Source organism: uncultured Gemmiger sp., from assembly GCF_934561205.1.
GTDB lineage: Bacteria > Bacillota > Clostridia > Oscillospirales > Ruminococcaceae > Gemmiger.
Map to the genome: position 1 here is coordinate 42,099 of NZ_CAKTFU010000018.1, position 15,437 is coordinate 57,535.

Sequence of the window (15,437 nt, forward strand, 5' to 3'; positions counted from 1 at the left end):
GGGGCGGTTTTTTGCGTCTGGTTCTTGCCGTTACGCCTGCTTGGCGTCACCGGCCAAAATTTTGTTGAAGCGGGTAAAGAATGCAATGCTGGTGACCAGCGCAGCCAGAATATCGCTGATCGGCTCGGCGAGGAACACCGCAAACACCTTGTTGGGGATAAAGGTCGGCAGGATGAAAATCAGCGGGATCAGCAAAATCAGCTTGCGCAGGCACGCCATAAACAGGCTGATCTTCGCCTGACCCAGCGCCACAAAGCTCTGCTGGCAGCAGCCCTGGAACCCGCAGGAGAAAATGCCCGCCATGTAAATGCGCATCGCCCAGGCGGTGTAGTTGACCAACTCGGCGTCGGTGGTAAAGATGCCCGCAAAGACCTGCGGCGCCAGCATACTGACACCCCAGAACGCGGCGGCCAGCGCCACGCAACAGGTAAATTGCAGGTAGAACGCCTTTTTGACGCGGTCGGTTTTGCCCGCGCCGAAGTTGAAGCTCATCAGCGGCTGGCCGCCCTGGCAGATGCCCTGCAGCGGCATATTCAGCAGCTGGGTCACGCTGGTCAGAATGGTCATGGCACCCACCGCCAGGTCGCCGCCGTAGCGCGCCAGGCTGGCGTTGAAGCTGATGGACAAAATGCTCTCGGTCGAGATCATGACAAAGGTCGAAACACCCAAGGCAAGGCAGGGCAGCAGCACCTTGGCGCGCAGCGGCATGTTTTGGGCGCGCAGCTTTAATTTTGTGCGTTTTCCCGTTAAAAATTCAAGCACCCACACGGCACCCACGGCCTGGCTGAGCACGGTGGCCGTGGCAGCGCCGCGCACGCCCATATCCAGCACAAAGATAAAGATGGGGTCAAGAATAATGTTGCACACCGCGCCGATGACGGTCGTCAGCATACTGAACGCCGCAAAGCCCTGCGTGGTCACAAAGGGGTTCATGCCCAGCACCACCAGCACAAACACGCTGCCCAAAACGTAGATGCGCGCATAGTCCAGCGCAAAAGGCAGGGTGTTGGCGCTGGCACCGAACATCACCAGCAGACTCGGCGCGGCAAAATAAAACACGGCGGTCAGCACGGCGGCCAGAATCAGCAGCAGGGTAAAGCAGTTGGCCATGATCTGTTCGGCGGCATCGTTGTCACCGCGGCCCATGGCGATGGCAGCGCGGGGCGCACCGCCCGCGCCGCACAGCATGGCAAAGGCGGTCAGCAGCATCAAAATGGGGGTAAACAGGCCCACGCCGGTCAGCGCCGAGGCACCGACCTCCGCCATGTGGCCGATGTAGATACGGTCCACGATGTTGTACAGCAGGTTCACCACCTGCGCCACCACGGCGGGCAGCGCCAGCTGCAGCAGCAGTTTGCCGACACTGCCGGAACCCATGTCCTTCGTTTTTGCAGCAGTCATTGAGAATTCTCCTTCTTCTTTATCATGCAGGGGGCAGGCCCCAAAAACTACCCGTTCTTTTTTAAGGTGCGTCTGGCCCAGGCGATCACCGCATTGCGCTTGTAAAACAGCAGCCCCACGCAGGCAAACAGCCCCGCCTCGATCAGCACGGTAATGTGCCAGTCACCCGTCAGCAAAAAGCTGCCCGCCAGGCAGGTCAGCAGGGTGGGCACCGGCAGCGCCAGGCAGATGGCTGCCGCAAAATGCGCGGGGCGCATCCCCGCATTGGCCGCCGCGTAGGGGATCAGCCCGTTGGGCAGCCCCGGCGTGATGAACGCCAGGATCGTGTAAAACCACGGGTCGCGGCTGTTGCGGATGCTGTTCAGCCGCGCCGCCAGCTTGGGGTGCCCCGCCGCCAGCCGCAAAATCACGCGGGAAAGCCGCCGTGCCAGCAAAAACACGACAAAATTCGCCAGCGCCGACGCCGAAAAGCTGGTCACAAAGCCCTTCCACGGGCCGTAGGCAAGCCCCGCCGCCAGCTGCACCGGCATGGCGGGTATGACCAGCGAGACCACCTGCACAAAGCTCAAAAACCACAGCGTCAGGTAGCTGCGCAGCCGCCCCTGCCCGGCCAGATAGGCACTGAGCGCCGCCTCATCGCCGGAGGAAAACGCCGTCCACAGCCCCGGCAGCAGCAGGCGGAAGGTCTCTATGATCAGCCCGGCGGTCACGGTGAACACGGCAACCAGCGCCAGCCGCAGCCAGAATTTTTCGCGTTTGGTCAGTTCTTCGTTCATGTAAAACCCTCTTTGGTAGAATCCGCTACTTTATATCATAGCAAAAAATCTTGACAAAAGCAAGCAAACCCCTGTTCCAAACCGCAAAAATCGTGTATACTGGTAACAAAACCATCGGCAACACCGCACAATTCCCGCCTTACGGCTTAAGCACCGCTCCGGCGGCTGCGGCACTTAGAATTATGCGGTATTACCTATCAAAAGGAGAACCAACCATGAACCAGAAGTTTTTGCAGCTTTACGCCGATTTCATCGTCAAGGTGGGCGTACACGTCCGCCCGCGCCAGACCATGATCCTGCGCTGCCCCGTCACCATGCCGGATTTTGCCCACGCCTGCGTGCGCTCTGCCTATGAGGCCGGCGCCAAAAATGTCGTTGTCCGCTGGGAGGACGAGCAGCTGACCCGCCTGCAGATGGAGCTTGCGCAGGAGCAGGACCTCTGCGAGATGAAACCCTATGAACTGCGCAGCTACCTCGACTACGCCGAGGACCCGGACGGCTGCTGCACGCTGGCCATCCACGCCGCCGACCCCGAGGCGCTGGCCGGGCTGGATGCCGGCAAGATCAACCGCGTCAATCTGGCGCGCCGCACCTTTATGAAACCCTGGCAGGAGTACACGATGAACGACCGCGTGCAGTGGTGCGTGGCCGCCGTGCCCGCCCCCGGCTGGGCTGCCAAGGTGTTCCCCGACCTGCCGCAGGACGAGGCCGTGGAAAAGCTGTGGCAGGTCATCTTTACTGTCTGCCGCGTCACCGGCGGCGACCCCGTGGGCGAGTGGCAGCAGCACGTCGCTAAGACATCCGCCCGCCGCGACCGCCTGAACGAGTGGCAGCTGGACAGCGTGCATCTGCAGAGCGCCAACGGCACCGATTTGACCATCGGCCTGGCCGACGACGCCGTGTGGGAGGGTGCCTCCAGCAAGACCGACCGCGGCTTTGAGTTCATCGCCAACGTCCCCACCGAGGAGGTTTTCTGCGCGCCCCACCGCGACCGCGTCAACGGCACGGTCTACGGCACCAAGCCCTACGTCTACAACGGGCAGCTGATCAAAGGCTGGCACGTCACCTTTAAGGACGGCAAGGTCGTTGAGCAGGGTGCCGAGGAAAACGCCGCCCTGCTGGCGGAGCTGCTTTCCACCGACGAAAACGCTGACCGCATCGGCGAAATTGCCTTTGTGCCCGCGTCCAGCCCCATCAACCAAAGCGGCGTGCTGTTCTTCAACACCCTGTTTGACGAAAACGCCGCCTGCCACATTGCCTTCGGTGCGGGCTACCCCACCAACATCAGGAACGGCAGCGCCCAGACCCGCGCCCAGCTGCTGGAAAAAGGCCTGAACGACTCTGCCATCCACGAGGATGTCATGATCGGCGCGCCCGACACCCGCATCACCGGCCTGACCAAGGACGGCCGCGAGGTGCTGATTTTCGACGGCGGCGAGTGGGCGTTCTGATATGGAAAACGCTGTGCAAAACCGCCGCCTGAACTGGCTGGACGTCATGAAGCTGCTCTGCATTTTGGGGGTGTACTGCAACCACAGCAGTGCGGGGCCGCACTATATGGCGCTGTTTGCCTACATCAACGGTGCCTTCTTTTTCTGCTCCGGGTATGTGGCGTCCCGCCACCACGCCCGCAATTTTTGGCAGTTTGCGCGGGATAAATTTGTGGCGATCTTCTGGCCGTACACCACCTTTGCGCTGCTTACGCTGGCGGTGCGCTCCCGCCTGACCGAGGTCGACCTTGCGGATTTTATCAAGAGCTTTTTATACGGCAGCCGCAGCTACTGCTGCAGCATCACCTTTTGGTTTCTGCCGTGCCTGTTTGTGATGACGCTGTACTATTACGGCATTTCGCGGGCTGTAAAAAACAAATACGGCGTTCTGGCGTTATGTTTTGCCCTGAGCTGCGCGGTAAAGATCCTGCACGAGGCACCTGTTCTGCCCTGGGGCCTTGACATGGCGGCGCGGTATCTCATCTACTATGCGCTGGGGGATTTTTTGGCGCAACACGGCGCGGCGCTGTCCAAGCGGGCGCGGTATGCCGCCTTGGTGGTGGGCTGCACGTGGGCGGCGCTGACACTCCGTGATGCGGGCGAACTGCCGCAGCGGCTGTTGGGCCGCCCGCTGCCGCTGGCGGGGCAGTACCTGCAGCAGTTTGTGACCACGCTTTCGCTGATTTGCCTGCTGTACACCGCCGCCCATGCCCTGCAAAACGCATCGCTGTTGGCCAGGCTGGGCCGCAGCACGGTAATTCTTTGCTGCTGCGAGGAAATTTCCGAAATCGTTCCGCCCTACCTGTGGCAGAGCGCCGGGTTTGCCCCGCTGCAGCCCGTCGGCTGGGCCGCGATTTTGTACCGCCTGTTCGGTGCGGCGCTGACCTGCGTGTGCATCGTCTGGCCTGTCAACCGCTTTTTGCCGTGGATGGTCAAGTGTCCTTTCCCACGCAAACAAAATGCGCCCGCCGGGCGGGCACACGAAACCTAAAACCATACCGCACAAAAAACGCGTCCCCTGCCGAGTTCGGCAGGGGACGCGCTTTTTTACAGCACCTTGGACAAAAATGCCTTCAGGCGCTCGTTTTCGGGGTTTGTGAAAAATTCCTGCGGGGGCTTGTCCACCTTGACAACGCCCTCGTCAATAAAGATGATGCGGTTGGCGACCTCGCGGGCAAAGCCCATCTCGTGGGTGACGCATACCATCGTCATACCGCCGCGCGCCAGCTCCTTCATCAGCTCCAGCACCTCGCCGACCATTTCGGGGTCCAGCGCACTGGTCGGCTCGTCAAACAGCAGCACGTCGGGGTTCATGGCCAGCGCGCGCACAATGGCAATGCGCTGTTTCTGCCCGCCGGACAGCATATTGGGGTAGGTGTCCGCCTTGTCTGCCAGACCGATGCGCTCCAGCAGCTCGATCGCCTTTTTGTCCGCCTCGTCCTGTTTCATCAGGCCCAGACGCACAGGCGCTAAGGTGATGTTCTTTTTCACGGTCAGGTGCGGGAACAGGTTGAAATGCTGGAACACCATGCCCATTTTCTGCCGCACATGGTCGATGTCATGGTCGGTGACAGGCTTTCCGTTGAAGATGATCTCGCCGCCGTCCGGCTCTTCCAGGTGGTTGAGGCAGCGCAAAAAGGTCGATTTGCCGCAGCCCGACGGTCCCACCAGCACGACGCAGTCGCCCTTGTTGATGGTCAGGTTTACGCCCCGCAAAACCTGCAGACCGTTGAAGTCTTTTTTCAGATTTTTAACGTCTATCACTTTGCGCCAACTTCCTTTCCACCTTGCTCAGCAGCCAGCTCAGCAGCATGACCAGCACCAGATAGATGCACGCAATGCCCAGCAGCGGGAACATCGCCTCGTAGGTACGGTTCATGATGCCCTGCGCCGCGTACAGCAGCTCCTTGCCGCCGATGACCGTGATCAGCGAGGTATCCTTCAGCAGGACGATAAATTCGTTGCCGAGCGCCGGCAAAATCGAACGGATCGCCTGCGGGATGATGATTTCCAGCATCGTGGTCATATAATTCAGACCCAGGCTGCGCCCCGCCTCCATCTGGCCGGGGTCAACCGCCATCAGGCCGCCGCGGATGATCTCCGACACATACGCGCCGGAGTTGATGCCCAGCGTCAGCGCACCGATGAGGGTGAACTCGCGGCTGCTCTTAAAGACGACCATGCTCATGATCAGCAGCTGCACCATCATGGGCGTGCCGCGGATGATGGTGGCATAAACCTTCGCAACAGCGTTAAAAATGCCCAATACCGGGTTGCGGTGATGGGGCTTTTGCTGGTCGTGCGCCACACGGATCATGGCCACCACAGAGCCAAGCACGACACCCAGTGCCAGCGCCATGGCCGTGACCATCAGCGTGGTGCCCACGCCCTTGATATACTGCTGCCAGCGGTCCGCCACGATAAACGCCTGATAGAACTTTACAAAAAAGTCCTGCAAAACGTTCAGCGTCTGCCCGCTTTTGGCCATTTGTGAAAGCAGCTCGTACTGTGCCTGCATCTCACCACAACCTTTCCTTTTGAATAAAAAGAGCACGCCGGGTCAACCGGCGTGCCCGTTATTTCGGACGTTACAACAGATTTTACTCTGCTTTGATGTACTTGTCAACAATCGCCTGCAGGGTGCCGTCGTTCTTCAGCTCCTCCAGCGCACCGTTGATGGCGTCGAGCATCGCGGTGTTGCCCTTGGCCACGCCGATGGCGTAGTCCTCCTCGGCATAGGCGGTGTCCAGGATCTTCAGGCCGGGGTTGGCCTCGACGAACTCCTTGGCGGGGGCATTGTCGATAACGACAGCGTCCACCTGACCGTTGACCAGCGCCTGAACGGCAGTCAGACCGTCGTCATACGGGGTGACGTGCTCATCGCCGAAATCGTCGGAGCAGTAGATGTAGCCGGTGGTGCCGCGCTGGGTGCCGATCATCTTGTCAGCCAGATCGTCGGGGGTGGCAATATCGGAATCCTCTTTTACGATGATGGACTGGATGCCGGTGGCGTAGGAATCGCTGAAGTCCATGACCAGCTGGCGATCCTCGGTGACGGTGACGCCGGCCATGACCAAGTCGCTCTTGCCGTTCTGGGCGGCCAGCAGGGCGGCGTCAAAGTCCATATCATCGACCTGCAGCTCCAGGCCGAGCTTTTCGGCGATGGCGGCGGCTACGTCGATGTCGATGCCGACAAAGTTGCCGTTGTCGTCGGTGGACTCATACGGAGGAAATGCAGCGTTGGTGGACATGGTCAGCTTGCCGGGGGTGACGGTGGTCAGCTCGGCAGCGGAGGCGGCCTCAGAGGAAGCGGCTTCGGAAGAAGCGGCTTCGGAGGAAGCGGGGGCAGAACTTGCGGCGGAACCGCAGGCGGCCAGGCTCATCATCATGGCACCGGCCATCAATACAGCAGACAGTTTTTTCATGGATGTTCCCTCTATTCTTAAATCAAATATCGGCCAAGCCCTCACTTGGCTATGAGGATAGTATAGCTGTATAACTATGCAAAGTCAATGCATAAATACAAACTTTGGCGTTTTGCGTGTACGCGCGCGCCGCACGCGCCGTTTTTTGTGCAAAACAGCAGAGACTTACGCGGGGAACCAGTCATCGCGCGGTAGGGGCGGGGCATTCCCCGCCCGCGACATAACGATAACCACTATTTACCGGGTTATTTGTAGGGGCGGCATATATGCCGCCCGCCGCAGCCATCCCGACAAATCAACCTACCGGGCAACCCCCACGGGACGTATATATGCGTCCCCCTACAAACCTGTCGGAAATACGCGTTTTGCCTATAACTGCTCACCCTCCGGCAATTCGTAGGGAGGGGTCTTGACCCCTCCTTGCAGCCTTGCATCGCACTGCATAAAAACGTATCCGCGCAAAGCGGACACATCAAATCTAACCTCTCCACTCTGCGCTCCCCCCTTGCGCTATATAATAAAATAATGTATAATAAGATGATTTAGTGTCATTTTTTGAAGGAGGACTGCTGCGGTGAGCCTGCAGAGCTTTACATTTTTTGGTTTTTTACCGGTGACGGTCTTTATCTACCTGCTGCTGCCCAAACGGCTGCAAAGCCCGTTTTTGCTGGCGGCCAGCTGGTTTTTTTACGCTGCAGCGGGAAAAGCCATGGACATGCCCGCCATGCTGCCGCTTTGCATTGCCATAAGCGGGTTTGCCTACCTGTGCGGGCGGGCGCTGAACCTGCACGGCGGGGCGCACAAAACTGCCGTGCTGCGCATCGGCGTTGTGGGGCTGCTGGCGATCCTGGCCTTTTTTAAGTACAACGGCGCCTTTGCCGCCCCCGACGGCTGGCAGGGCATTGCCATGCCGCTGGGCATCAGCTTTTACACCTTTGCGGCCATCAGTTACCTGATCGACACCGCCCGCGGCGACTGCGAGCCGGAAACCAATTTTGTCGATTTTGCACTGTATACCGCATTTTTTGCCACCGTTACGCAAGGCCCCATCTGCCGTGCGGGGCAGCTTTTGCCCCAGTTTAAGCAGGAGCACCGCTTTGACGCTGCCCGCACCGTGCGCGGCCTGCGGCTGCTGGCGCTGGGCCTGTTTAAGATGGTCGCCGTAAGCGATGTGCTGGGCGTTTTTGTGGGCGAGGTGTTCGGCCGCTACCAAAGCTACGGCGGGCCGATGCTGATTTTGGCGGCGGTTTTTTATACATTCCAGCTGTATTTCAACTTTTCGGGCTATTCGGAGGTTGCCCGCGCCGTGGGTCTTTTGCTGGGTCTTGACCTGCCCGAAAACTTCAAAACGCCCTTTTACGCCACCAACTTTTCCGGCTTTTGGAGCCGCTGGCACATCAGCTTTTCGTCCTGGCTGCAGGATTACCTGTTTATGCCGCTGGCGTGGGCCGATGTCAGCAGCGTGACCGGCGGCCGCCTGAGCCGCCTGCCCGCAGAATTTTGCGTGTTCACGGTGTTTTTTGTGTCCGGCTTCTGGCACGGCAACACGCTGCCGTTTGTCATTTGGGGGCTTTTGCAGGCCGTCTACCGCCTGGGCGAGGAGCTTTTGCACCGCCGCCTCGGCAAGCCCAAAAAGAAGGCCCCCGCGCGGGTCTTGTGGGCCAAGCGCGCGGGCGTGTTTGTGCTGTGGACCTTCAGCATGGTGTTTTTCTGCGTAGGTATGTACAACATGTCCACCGCCGATGCCTTTGGCATTTTGGCGGGGTGGTTTGCCGGCTGGGCACCCGCCCGCTTTGCGGCCGAGCTGTACAGCGCCGTGTACACGGCCTTTTACGCCAACCCCATTATGGTGGCGTTCTACTATGCGTTTACGGTGTTTGGCCTGGCGTTTTGCTTTGTGCTGGATCATCGCCGCGCCTTTATCTATAAAAACAAGCCGTCCGAGGTTTGCCTTGCCGCCGAAAAACACCGCTGGGTCGTGTATTATCTGCTGGTGCTGGGCCTGCTGGCGGGCTACATTATGCAAAGCGGCGGCTTTGCCGACGCAGGGTTCGGCATGTATGCCAACTTCTGATGTGTTCTATATTATAAGGAAAGGCGGTCTGCCCGCGTGAAATCCATCTGCAAAAAACTGGCGCTGCTGGCAATTCCCCTGGCGGTGTGGTTTGTATTTTTTGCGGCCTTTGAGCCGAACAACTATTTTGGGCTGAAATCGTCGGCGTCGTCCTCTCAGCCCGTGGCGCGGGTGCGCGCGTACCAGCAGCACCCCGGACGCAACCTGATCCTGGGCGACAGCCGCTTGGCGCACCTTGACCTTGCGCTGGTGCAGGAGGTTTCGGGGCAGGAATGGCAGAACCTTGCTTTTGGCGGTGCATCGCTGAAAGAATCGCTGGACCTGGCCGATTACATCCTGCAAAGCGACCACGAGGTCGACCGCCTGCTGCTGGCGGTCTCGTTCTATACGCTGAACGAGGGCTACAACACCGACCGTTTTGCGACGCTGGAAACCACGCTGAACAACCCCCTGGCGTACTGTTTCAACCTGGAATACAACGTCAACGCCCTGACCGCCGCCATGGACACCCTGCGCGGCACGCCGGACGCGATCGAATCCGGCGACTGGGTCGCGGCGGATTACCAAGCGGACGACGGCACGGTTTTGCCGCTGCACCGCAAATTATACGACTACCCCGCCATCATCACACCCAAGTGTAAGGCGTGGGCACTGAACGAAACGCAGCTGGAACACCTGTACCGCGTGGCCGATGCCTGCCGTGAGCGCGGCATTGCGCTGACGGTGGTCATGCCGCCGATGGCGCAGAACGTGCGTACCGAGGTGTGCGACGAGTTTGGCATCACGCAGGCGATGCAGGACACGGTCTTGCCCGCACTGCACACCGCCGCCGATACCTACGGCTTTACCCTGCTGGATTACGAATGGCAGGGCAGCTGCATTACAGACGATGACACGCAGTTTTTTGACGGATTTCATTTGGACGAGCTGTACGGCCTGCCCGATTGGACACGCCAGCTGTTTGAGGATATGCAAAAGTAAAAGGAAAAAACTATGGCATTGGATTTTTTGATTTTGTACGAGCACACGGTGCGCGAATATGAGAGTGACCTGCTGTTAAAGCTGGAGCTGGAACGCCGCGGCTACACCGCCGAGATCCGCCAGCTGCTGGACCCCAAGCATCTGCGGCTGTTCGGCAAGGACAAGCCGGAGGTACTGGTGGCCAGCTGCATGTACGACAACGAGGCCATCAACAGCCATGTGTACAACAACATCGGCCGCTGCAACAAGATCGTCAACCTGCACTGGGAGCAGATGCTTTCGGACACGCAGGAGGAGGGCGACTGGTTCAACATGAACGGCAACGCCAAAAAGTGTGTGCAAACCTGCTGGGGCAAGCGCACCGCCGCCCGCCTGCAGGCGCACGGCATGGACGCCAAAAACACCCCCGTGACCGGCGCGGTGATGATGGACTTTCTGCGCCCGGAATTTGCGGGCTATTTTAAGGACAAGGCCGCCCTGTGCCGAGAGTTCGGTTTGGACCCCGCCAAAAAGCTGCACCTGTATATTTCCAGTTTCGGTTATGCCAGCATGAACGACGACGAGGTGGCTGAGCTTTCCAAGATGGCGGGCACGGATTTTACCGGCTTTGCCAAGACCAACCGCGTTTCGATGGCGGAAACCTTGCGCTGGTTCGATGAATATCTGGGCGCGCACCCTGAGGTGGAGCTGGTCTACCGCCGCCACCCCAGCGAGTGGAACAGCCCCGCGCTGGAGGAATTGAGCCGCAAGCGCCCGAACTTCCATGTGATTTTTGCCGATTCGGTCAAGCAGTGGATCGTGGCGGCAGATTCGATTTCCATCTGGATGAGCACCGCCATCGCTGAGGTGTACATGGCGGGCAAAAGCTGCCATATCCTGCGCCCCGTACCCATTGAGCACGAGTACGACCCCGTCATCTACAAGGACGCGCAGTATGTGACCTCTTACGAGGAATTCGACGCTGCCATGGCAGAAAACGACCCGCCCTTCCCCATTGCGCGCGAGGTGATCGAGGGGTATTTTGACCCCTGCGCCGAACCTGCCTACCGCCGGATGGCGGATCTGTTGGAGGATGTATACCGCAACCCGCCGCGCGACACCCCCATGGGCGAAGGGTTTCATCCGCATTTTAATCTGCTGAAATTCTGTGCCCTGGCGGGTGTGCATTTTCTCTACCGGCGCGGCTGGGAGCCGAAGCGGGTATTTGCCTTCTGCCCGCCGCTGGCCAATTTTGCCCAGCGCATCTACGGCTATGTGGACAAGGCGCACGTCACGCCCGAACAGGTTGCTGCCATGGAAGCGAGAATTCGTCCGTTTGTGAAGTAACGGCTGCATGTTCGATAAACCTTATTTGACCTTATGAATCCTTCGCGACCTTTCGGTTAGTTTGTAGGGAACGGTCTTGACCGTTCCGTGCCGCTTCACCAAAAGCACGACGCAGCGAGAAAACCACGCGCCATTCGGCGCGATTTTATGCGCTGCGCGCGGCCATATGTGCGGATGGGTCAAGACCCATCCCTACAAATCTTCCGGTAACAGACTTTTTCCACAAGCTGCGGGACGCAACTATGCGTCCCCTACAAACCTGCCGGAAACGGATACTTTGCCTTATAACCGCTCACTTTCCGCCGATTTGTAGGGGCGGTCATTGACCGCCCGTGCTGCTTTGCGGTAACGCCAACCTATCGGGTAACCCCCGCGGGCGAGCAATGCTCGCCCCTACAACCAAAGGGACACTTGCAACAAAATAAAACCGTGTCCGCATAGCGGACACACCTTATCTCAACTCTTAACTCTAAACTCTAAACTCTCCACTCTCAACAAAGGACCTCACTATGTCTGCTGATTCCAAAAAAACGTCCGGCGAATCCTTTGCCGGCAACGTCATGAAATACTCCGTCGCCACCTATCTGGGCTTTGTCATTACCGGTGTGGCGCTGATCGTCAAGGGACTTTTGCCCGCCGAGGCGTTGGGCGCACCCGTGACCTTTATGACCTACACCGCCACCGTGATGAACCTTGGCATCCTGGGTCTGGATCAGGCGCTGCTGCGCTTTTATCACGAGCCGCCCGCCGGGGCCGAGCCGCGCCAGCTGTTTGCCGCCTGCACCCGCATTTCCGGCGCGTTTATGCTGGTGCTGGGCGTCGGCGGCAGCGTGTTCTTTGCCCGCCCCTTGGCCGCCGCGCTGGGTCTGGGCAGCGCCGGTCCCGGTATTGTGCCGCTGCTGTTCATCAACGCCGCACTGTATATGCTGGTGCGGTATCTGAACGTATTGCTGCGTCTGGAAAACGACATCCGCGCCTACACCGCCGAAACCCTGTGGATGCAGGGCTGCTTCAACCTGTTTTACCTGCTGCCGGGCTTTTTTACCGCCAATGTATATCTGCTGGCGCTGGCAGCCATATTGAGCTTTGGCGTGGTCGCCATCGCCTTTGGGTACAAGTACCGCAGCGCCGCGCTGGCGCCCCTGCCCGCCGACACGCTGGGCGGCATCGCCAAGGTCGCCGTGCCTTACGGCGTGGCGCTGGCACCTGCGCAGATTCTGTTCAGCCTGTCCAGCGGCATCTGCCTGTCCTTTGTCAGCAACTACTGCGACGCCACCGCGCAGGGGCTGTTCGCCTTCGGGTACAGCCTGGCGCAGCTGGTCACCGCCATTCAGGCAGGGTTTTCGACCTACTGGGGTCCGTATGTGTACGCCCACTATCAGGACGAGCAGGAGCGCATCTGCAGTGTGCATGACGTGCTGAACTTTTTGATTTTTGCGTTTTTCACCGTGCTGGTCATGCTGGAGGATATCGTTTTCGTCATCTTCCGCGACAAGCAGGGCTGTATGACCATCTTCCCGCTGCTGATGCTGGCGGTGGTGTTCAACATTCTGTGCGAGGGTACCGTCTACGGCAACTCGATTGCCCGCAGACCGTGGCACGATACCATCGGCATCGCCGTGGGCGCGGCTGCCAACCTGGGGCTGTGCGCCCTGCTGGTACCCGTCTACGGGCTGCGCGGCGCGGCACTGGCGCTGGCGGGCGGCAACGGCGCAGCGTTTTTGTACCGCAGCATCACCGGGCAGGCGTATTACCGCACAGTGCCCAGCTTTCCGCGCACGATCTCCGGCTTTTTGCTGGCGTTCGCCGTGACCGCCGTCGGCACGATTTTTTACGGCAACTTCCTGCTGAAGCTGCTTTTAACCGCTGCGATTTTGTTTATCTATTGCACCATGTACCTGCCGCAGCTGAAAAAGCTGTGGCGCATCGGCTGCGGTATTTTGCGCAGCATCGCCAAGAAATGAGGCAACTATGAAACACTGCGGCACCCAAACGCTGGAAACCCCGCGTCTTTTGCTGCGCCCTTTGCGCATGGACGACTGCGAAATGATGTTCAACAACTGGGCAGGCGACGCCGAAGTCACCCGCTATCTGCGCTGGGACGCCCACCCCAGCTGGGCGTACACCGCCGAGCTTTTGAACGAGTGGGAAAAGCACTACGCCGAGCCGGACTACTACCAGTGGGGCATCTGCGAAAAAAGCATGGGCATTTTGATCGGCAGCATCAGCATTTTTACCAGCAGCGACATGCGCACCGGCTGGCACGCCAATTTGGAGCTGCTGGGCTTTCCGTATGAGGTCGGCTTTGCGCTGGGGCGCAAGTGGCACAACCGCGGCTATATGACCGAGGCGCTGTGCGCGGTGCGGGATTTTTGGTTTACCGCCGTGGGCGCGCCGTGGCTGACCGCCTGCTTTGCCAACGGCAACGACGCCAGCTGCGCCGTGCTGCAAAAAGCCGGTTTTACCTACGACCACGATGTGACCATCCACCGTTTTAACGGCGCAGCGGTAGCCTGCCGCGCCTGCAAGGTATTGAAAGAGGACGTATGAGCGAAGAAAATGTGATTCAACTCGACCTTGGCACCACCGCGCAAAAAGCCACCGCCGCCGAAAAGCTGCCCGTGGTGCTGCTGGCGCTGGACCAAGGCAAATACGATATGCCCCGCAGTCTGGACGAGCTGCGCGCTTTGGCGGACGCCAACGGGATGCAGGCAGTGGCGGAGGTTGTGCAAAAGCGCCAGACGCCGGAGGCCGCCACCCTGCTGGGCGAGGGCAAGGTCGCCGAGGCGCGCCTTGTCTGCCAGAACGTCCATGCCGCCGCCGCGATTTTTGACGGCGAGCTGACCGGCAGCCAGATCCGCAATTTAAGCGCCGCTTTGCAGGTGGAGGTGCTGGACCGCACGCTGCTGATTTTGGAGATTTTCCGCGCCCGCGCCACCACCAACGAGGGCAAATTGCAGACCGAGCTTGCCACGCTGCGCTATCAGCTGCCGCGCCTGCAGGGCTTGGGCGAGTCGATGAGCCGTCAGGGCGGCGGCGGTGGCGGCGGGGGCGGCGCGCGCCGCGGCGCCGGTGAAACCAAGCTGGAGCTGGATCGCCGCCACCTGCACCACCGCATTGAGCATCTGGAAGAAAAGCTGAAGGAACTGGAAAAGCGCCGGGGCGAAACCCGCCGCGCCCGCCAAAAAAACAACGTACCTGTGGTAGCTTTGGTGGGGTACACCAACGTGGGCAAGTCCAGTTTGCTGAACGCCCTTTGCGGCGAGCAGATTTTTGAGGCGGATATGCTGTTTGCCACGTTGGACCCGACCGCCCGCAAGCTGACCCTGCCCAGCGGGCTGCAAATCATCTTGGTGGATACCGTCGGCTTTGTCAGCCGATTGCCGCACCATCTGGTCGAGGCGTTCCGCAGCACCTTGGAGGAGGCCGCCTTTGCCGATGTCATCATCAAGGTGGCGGACGCCGGGGACGAGCAGGCCGCCGAGCAGCTTGCCGTGACCGACGAGGTGCTTTCCGGGTTGGATTGCGGCGATATCCCGCAGCTGGTCGTCTACAATAAGTGCGATACAGCGAATCTTTCTTCCTTTGACCCCGATATTTTGCTGACCAGCGCCAAAACCGGGCGCGGTCTGCCCGAGCTGTTGGCAAAGCTGGACGATGTGCTGGCGCACCGCGTGCGCACGCTGGAGCTGCTGCTGCCCTATGACAAGCTGGCGCTGGCGGATATCCTGCGCAGCCGCGGCAGCGTGGCGGCAGAGGAATACCGCGAGGACGGCGTTTTTTACCGTGCCACCGTAAAAATTGACGACCTGCACCGCTTTGAGCCGTTTTTGGTATAACGCGGCGGGAGGTTGGGCTGGTGTAAGATGGACAAATCGGAATTTATTGAGGTGTTTAGAATGAAACAGAAAGTACCTATGATATGCAACATTGTGAGTCTCATTCTGTTGATTGTATTTGTTAT

At 59.5% G+C, this 15,437-nt stretch carries 13 protein-coding genes; 8 read left to right on the top strand and 5 right to left on the bottom strand.

Features of this window, described 5'->3' with window-relative positions; translation table 11 throughout:
- Window positions 1–30 precede the first annotated feature (30 nt).
- Complete coding sequence (locus Q0I19_RS10280) at window positions 31–1,401, bottom strand: MATE family efflux transporter (protein ID WP_294760314.1); 1,371 nt, start codon at window positions 1,399–1,401, stop codon at window positions 31–33.
- Between the two features lie 47 nt (window positions 1,402–1,448).
- The gene (locus tag Q0I19_RS10285; protein WP_294760316.1) at window positions 1,449–2,177 is read right to left on the bottom strand and encodes a VTT domain-containing protein; all 729 of its coding nucleotides are present in this window, start codon (window positions 2,175–2,177) and stop codon (window positions 1,449–1,451) included.
- Window positions 2,178–2,392: 215 nt separating this feature from the next.
- Between Q0I19_RS10285 and Q0I19_RS10290 the strand changes: the two genes are divergently transcribed.
- Both Q0I19_RS10290 and Q0I19_RS10295 read left to right on the top strand, forming a co-directional pair.
- On the top strand, window positions 2,393–3,628 hold the full coding sequence (locus Q0I19_RS10290) for an aminopeptidase (RefSeq protein ID WP_294760319.1): 1,236 nt from the start codon (window positions 2,393–2,395) through the stop codon (window positions 3,626–3,628).
- A 1-nt stretch (window position 3,629) separates the two neighbouring features.
- Window positions 3,630–4,658, top strand: coding sequence for an acyltransferase (locus Q0I19_RS10295; protein ID WP_294760321.1), 1,029 nt, complete (start codon window positions 3,630–3,632; stop codon window positions 4,656–4,658).
- A gap of 56 nt (window positions 4,659–4,714) precedes the next feature.
- Here Q0I19_RS10295 and Q0I19_RS10300 read toward each other — a convergent pair whose 3' ends face one another.
- The 3 genes from Q0I19_RS10300 to Q0I19_RS10310 form a co-directional block, all read right to left on the bottom strand.
- Entirely contained in the window at window positions 4,715–5,431 is a 717-nt protein-coding gene (locus Q0I19_RS10300; protein WP_294760323.1) for an amino acid ABC transporter ATP-binding protein, read from the bottom strand.
- Window positions 5,418–6,185 (bottom strand): amino acid ABC transporter permease, encoded by a 768-nt coding sequence (locus Q0I19_RS10305; RefSeq protein WP_294760325.1) that lies wholly within the window; start codon window positions 6,183–6,185, stop codon window positions 5,418–5,420. Before Q0I19_RS10305 ends, Q0I19_RS10300 begins: the two co-directional genes overlap by 14 nt.
- Window positions 6,186–6,267: 82 nt before the next feature.
- Window positions 6,268–7,092 (bottom strand): transporter substrate-binding domain-containing protein, encoded by an 825-nt coding sequence (locus Q0I19_RS10310; RefSeq protein WP_294760326.1) that lies wholly within the window; start codon window positions 7,090–7,092, stop codon window positions 6,268–6,270.
- 574 nt (window positions 7,093–7,666) lie between these two features.
- Here Q0I19_RS10310 and Q0I19_RS10315 point away from each other — a divergent pair.
- From Q0I19_RS10315 to hflX, 6 genes are all read left to right on the top strand, one after another.
- Window positions 7,667–9,166, top strand: a complete 1,500-nt coding sequence (locus tag Q0I19_RS10315; protein WP_294760328.1) for an MBOAT family O-acyltransferase — start codon at window positions 7,667–7,669, stop codon at window positions 9,164–9,166.
- A 36-nt stretch (window positions 9,167–9,202) separates the two neighbouring features.
- Entirely contained in the window at window positions 9,203–10,147 is a 945-nt protein-coding gene (locus Q0I19_RS10320; RefSeq protein ID WP_294760330.1) for a hypothetical protein, read from the top strand.
- 12 nt (window positions 10,148–10,159) lie between these two features.
- On the top strand, window positions 10,160–11,473 hold the full coding sequence (locus Q0I19_RS10325) for a surface carbohydrate biosynthesis protein (RefSeq protein WP_294760333.1): 1,314 nt from the start codon (window positions 10,160–10,162) through the stop codon (window positions 11,471–11,473).
- Between the two features lie 509 nt (window positions 11,474–11,982).
- A complete protein-coding gene (locus Q0I19_RS10330) occupies window positions 11,983–13,437 on the top strand; it encodes a hypothetical protein (protein WP_294760334.1) in 1,455 nt (484 codons plus the stop codon).
- A 7-nt stretch (window positions 13,438–13,444) separates the two neighbouring features.
- Entirely contained in the window at window positions 13,445–14,023 is a 579-nt protein-coding gene (locus Q0I19_RS10335; protein WP_294760336.1) for a GNAT family N-acetyltransferase, read from the top strand.
- Entirely contained in the window at window positions 14,020–15,312 is a 1,293-nt protein-coding gene (gene hflX, locus Q0I19_RS10340; protein WP_294760338.1) for a GTPase HflX, read from the top strand. The genes Q0I19_RS10335 and hflX overlap by 4 nt, the downstream gene beginning before the upstream one ends.
- Window positions 15,313–15,437 lie beyond the last annotated feature (125 nt).

Bases quoted from the DNA above. Each gene is read 5' to 3' on its own strand.
- Q0I19_RS10325 (WP_294760333.1), top strand. From the start codon at position 10,160: ATGGCATTGGATTTTTTGATTTTGTACGAGCACACGGTGCGCGAATAT.
- Q0I19_RS10305 (WP_294760325.1), bottom strand. From the start codon at position 6,185: ATGCAGGCACAGTACGAGCTGCTTTCACAAATGGCCAAAAGCGGGCAG.
- Q0I19_RS10335 (WP_294760336.1), top strand. From the start codon at position 13,445: ATGAAACACTGCGGCACCCAAACGCTGGAAACCCCGCGTCTTTTGCTG.
- Q0I19_RS10285 (WP_294760316.1), bottom strand. From the start codon at position 2,177: ATGAACGAAGAACTGACCAAACGCGAAAAATTCTGGCTGCGGCTGGCG.
- Q0I19_RS10295 (WP_294760321.1), top strand. From the start codon at position 3,630: ATGGAAAACGCTGTGCAAAACCGCCGCCTGAACTGGCTGGACGTCATG.
- Q0I19_RS10310 (WP_294760326.1), bottom strand. From the start codon at position 7,092: ATGAAAAAACTGTCTGCTGTATTGATGGCCGGTGCCATGATGATGAGC.
- Q0I19_RS10280 (WP_294760314.1), bottom strand. From the start codon at position 1,401: ATGACTGCTGCAAAAACGAAGGACATGGGTTCCGGCAGTGTCGGCAAA.
- Q0I19_RS10330 (WP_294760334.1), top strand. From the start codon at position 11,983: ATGTCTGCTGATTCCAAAAAAACGTCCGGCGAATCCTTTGCCGGCAAC.
- hflX (WP_294760338.1), top strand. From the start codon at position 14,020: ATGAGCGAAGAAAATGTGATTCAACTCGACCTTGGCACCACCGCGCAA.
- Q0I19_RS10290 (WP_294760319.1), top strand. From the start codon at position 2,393: ATGAACCAGAAGTTTTTGCAGCTTTACGCCGATTTCATCGTCAAGGTG.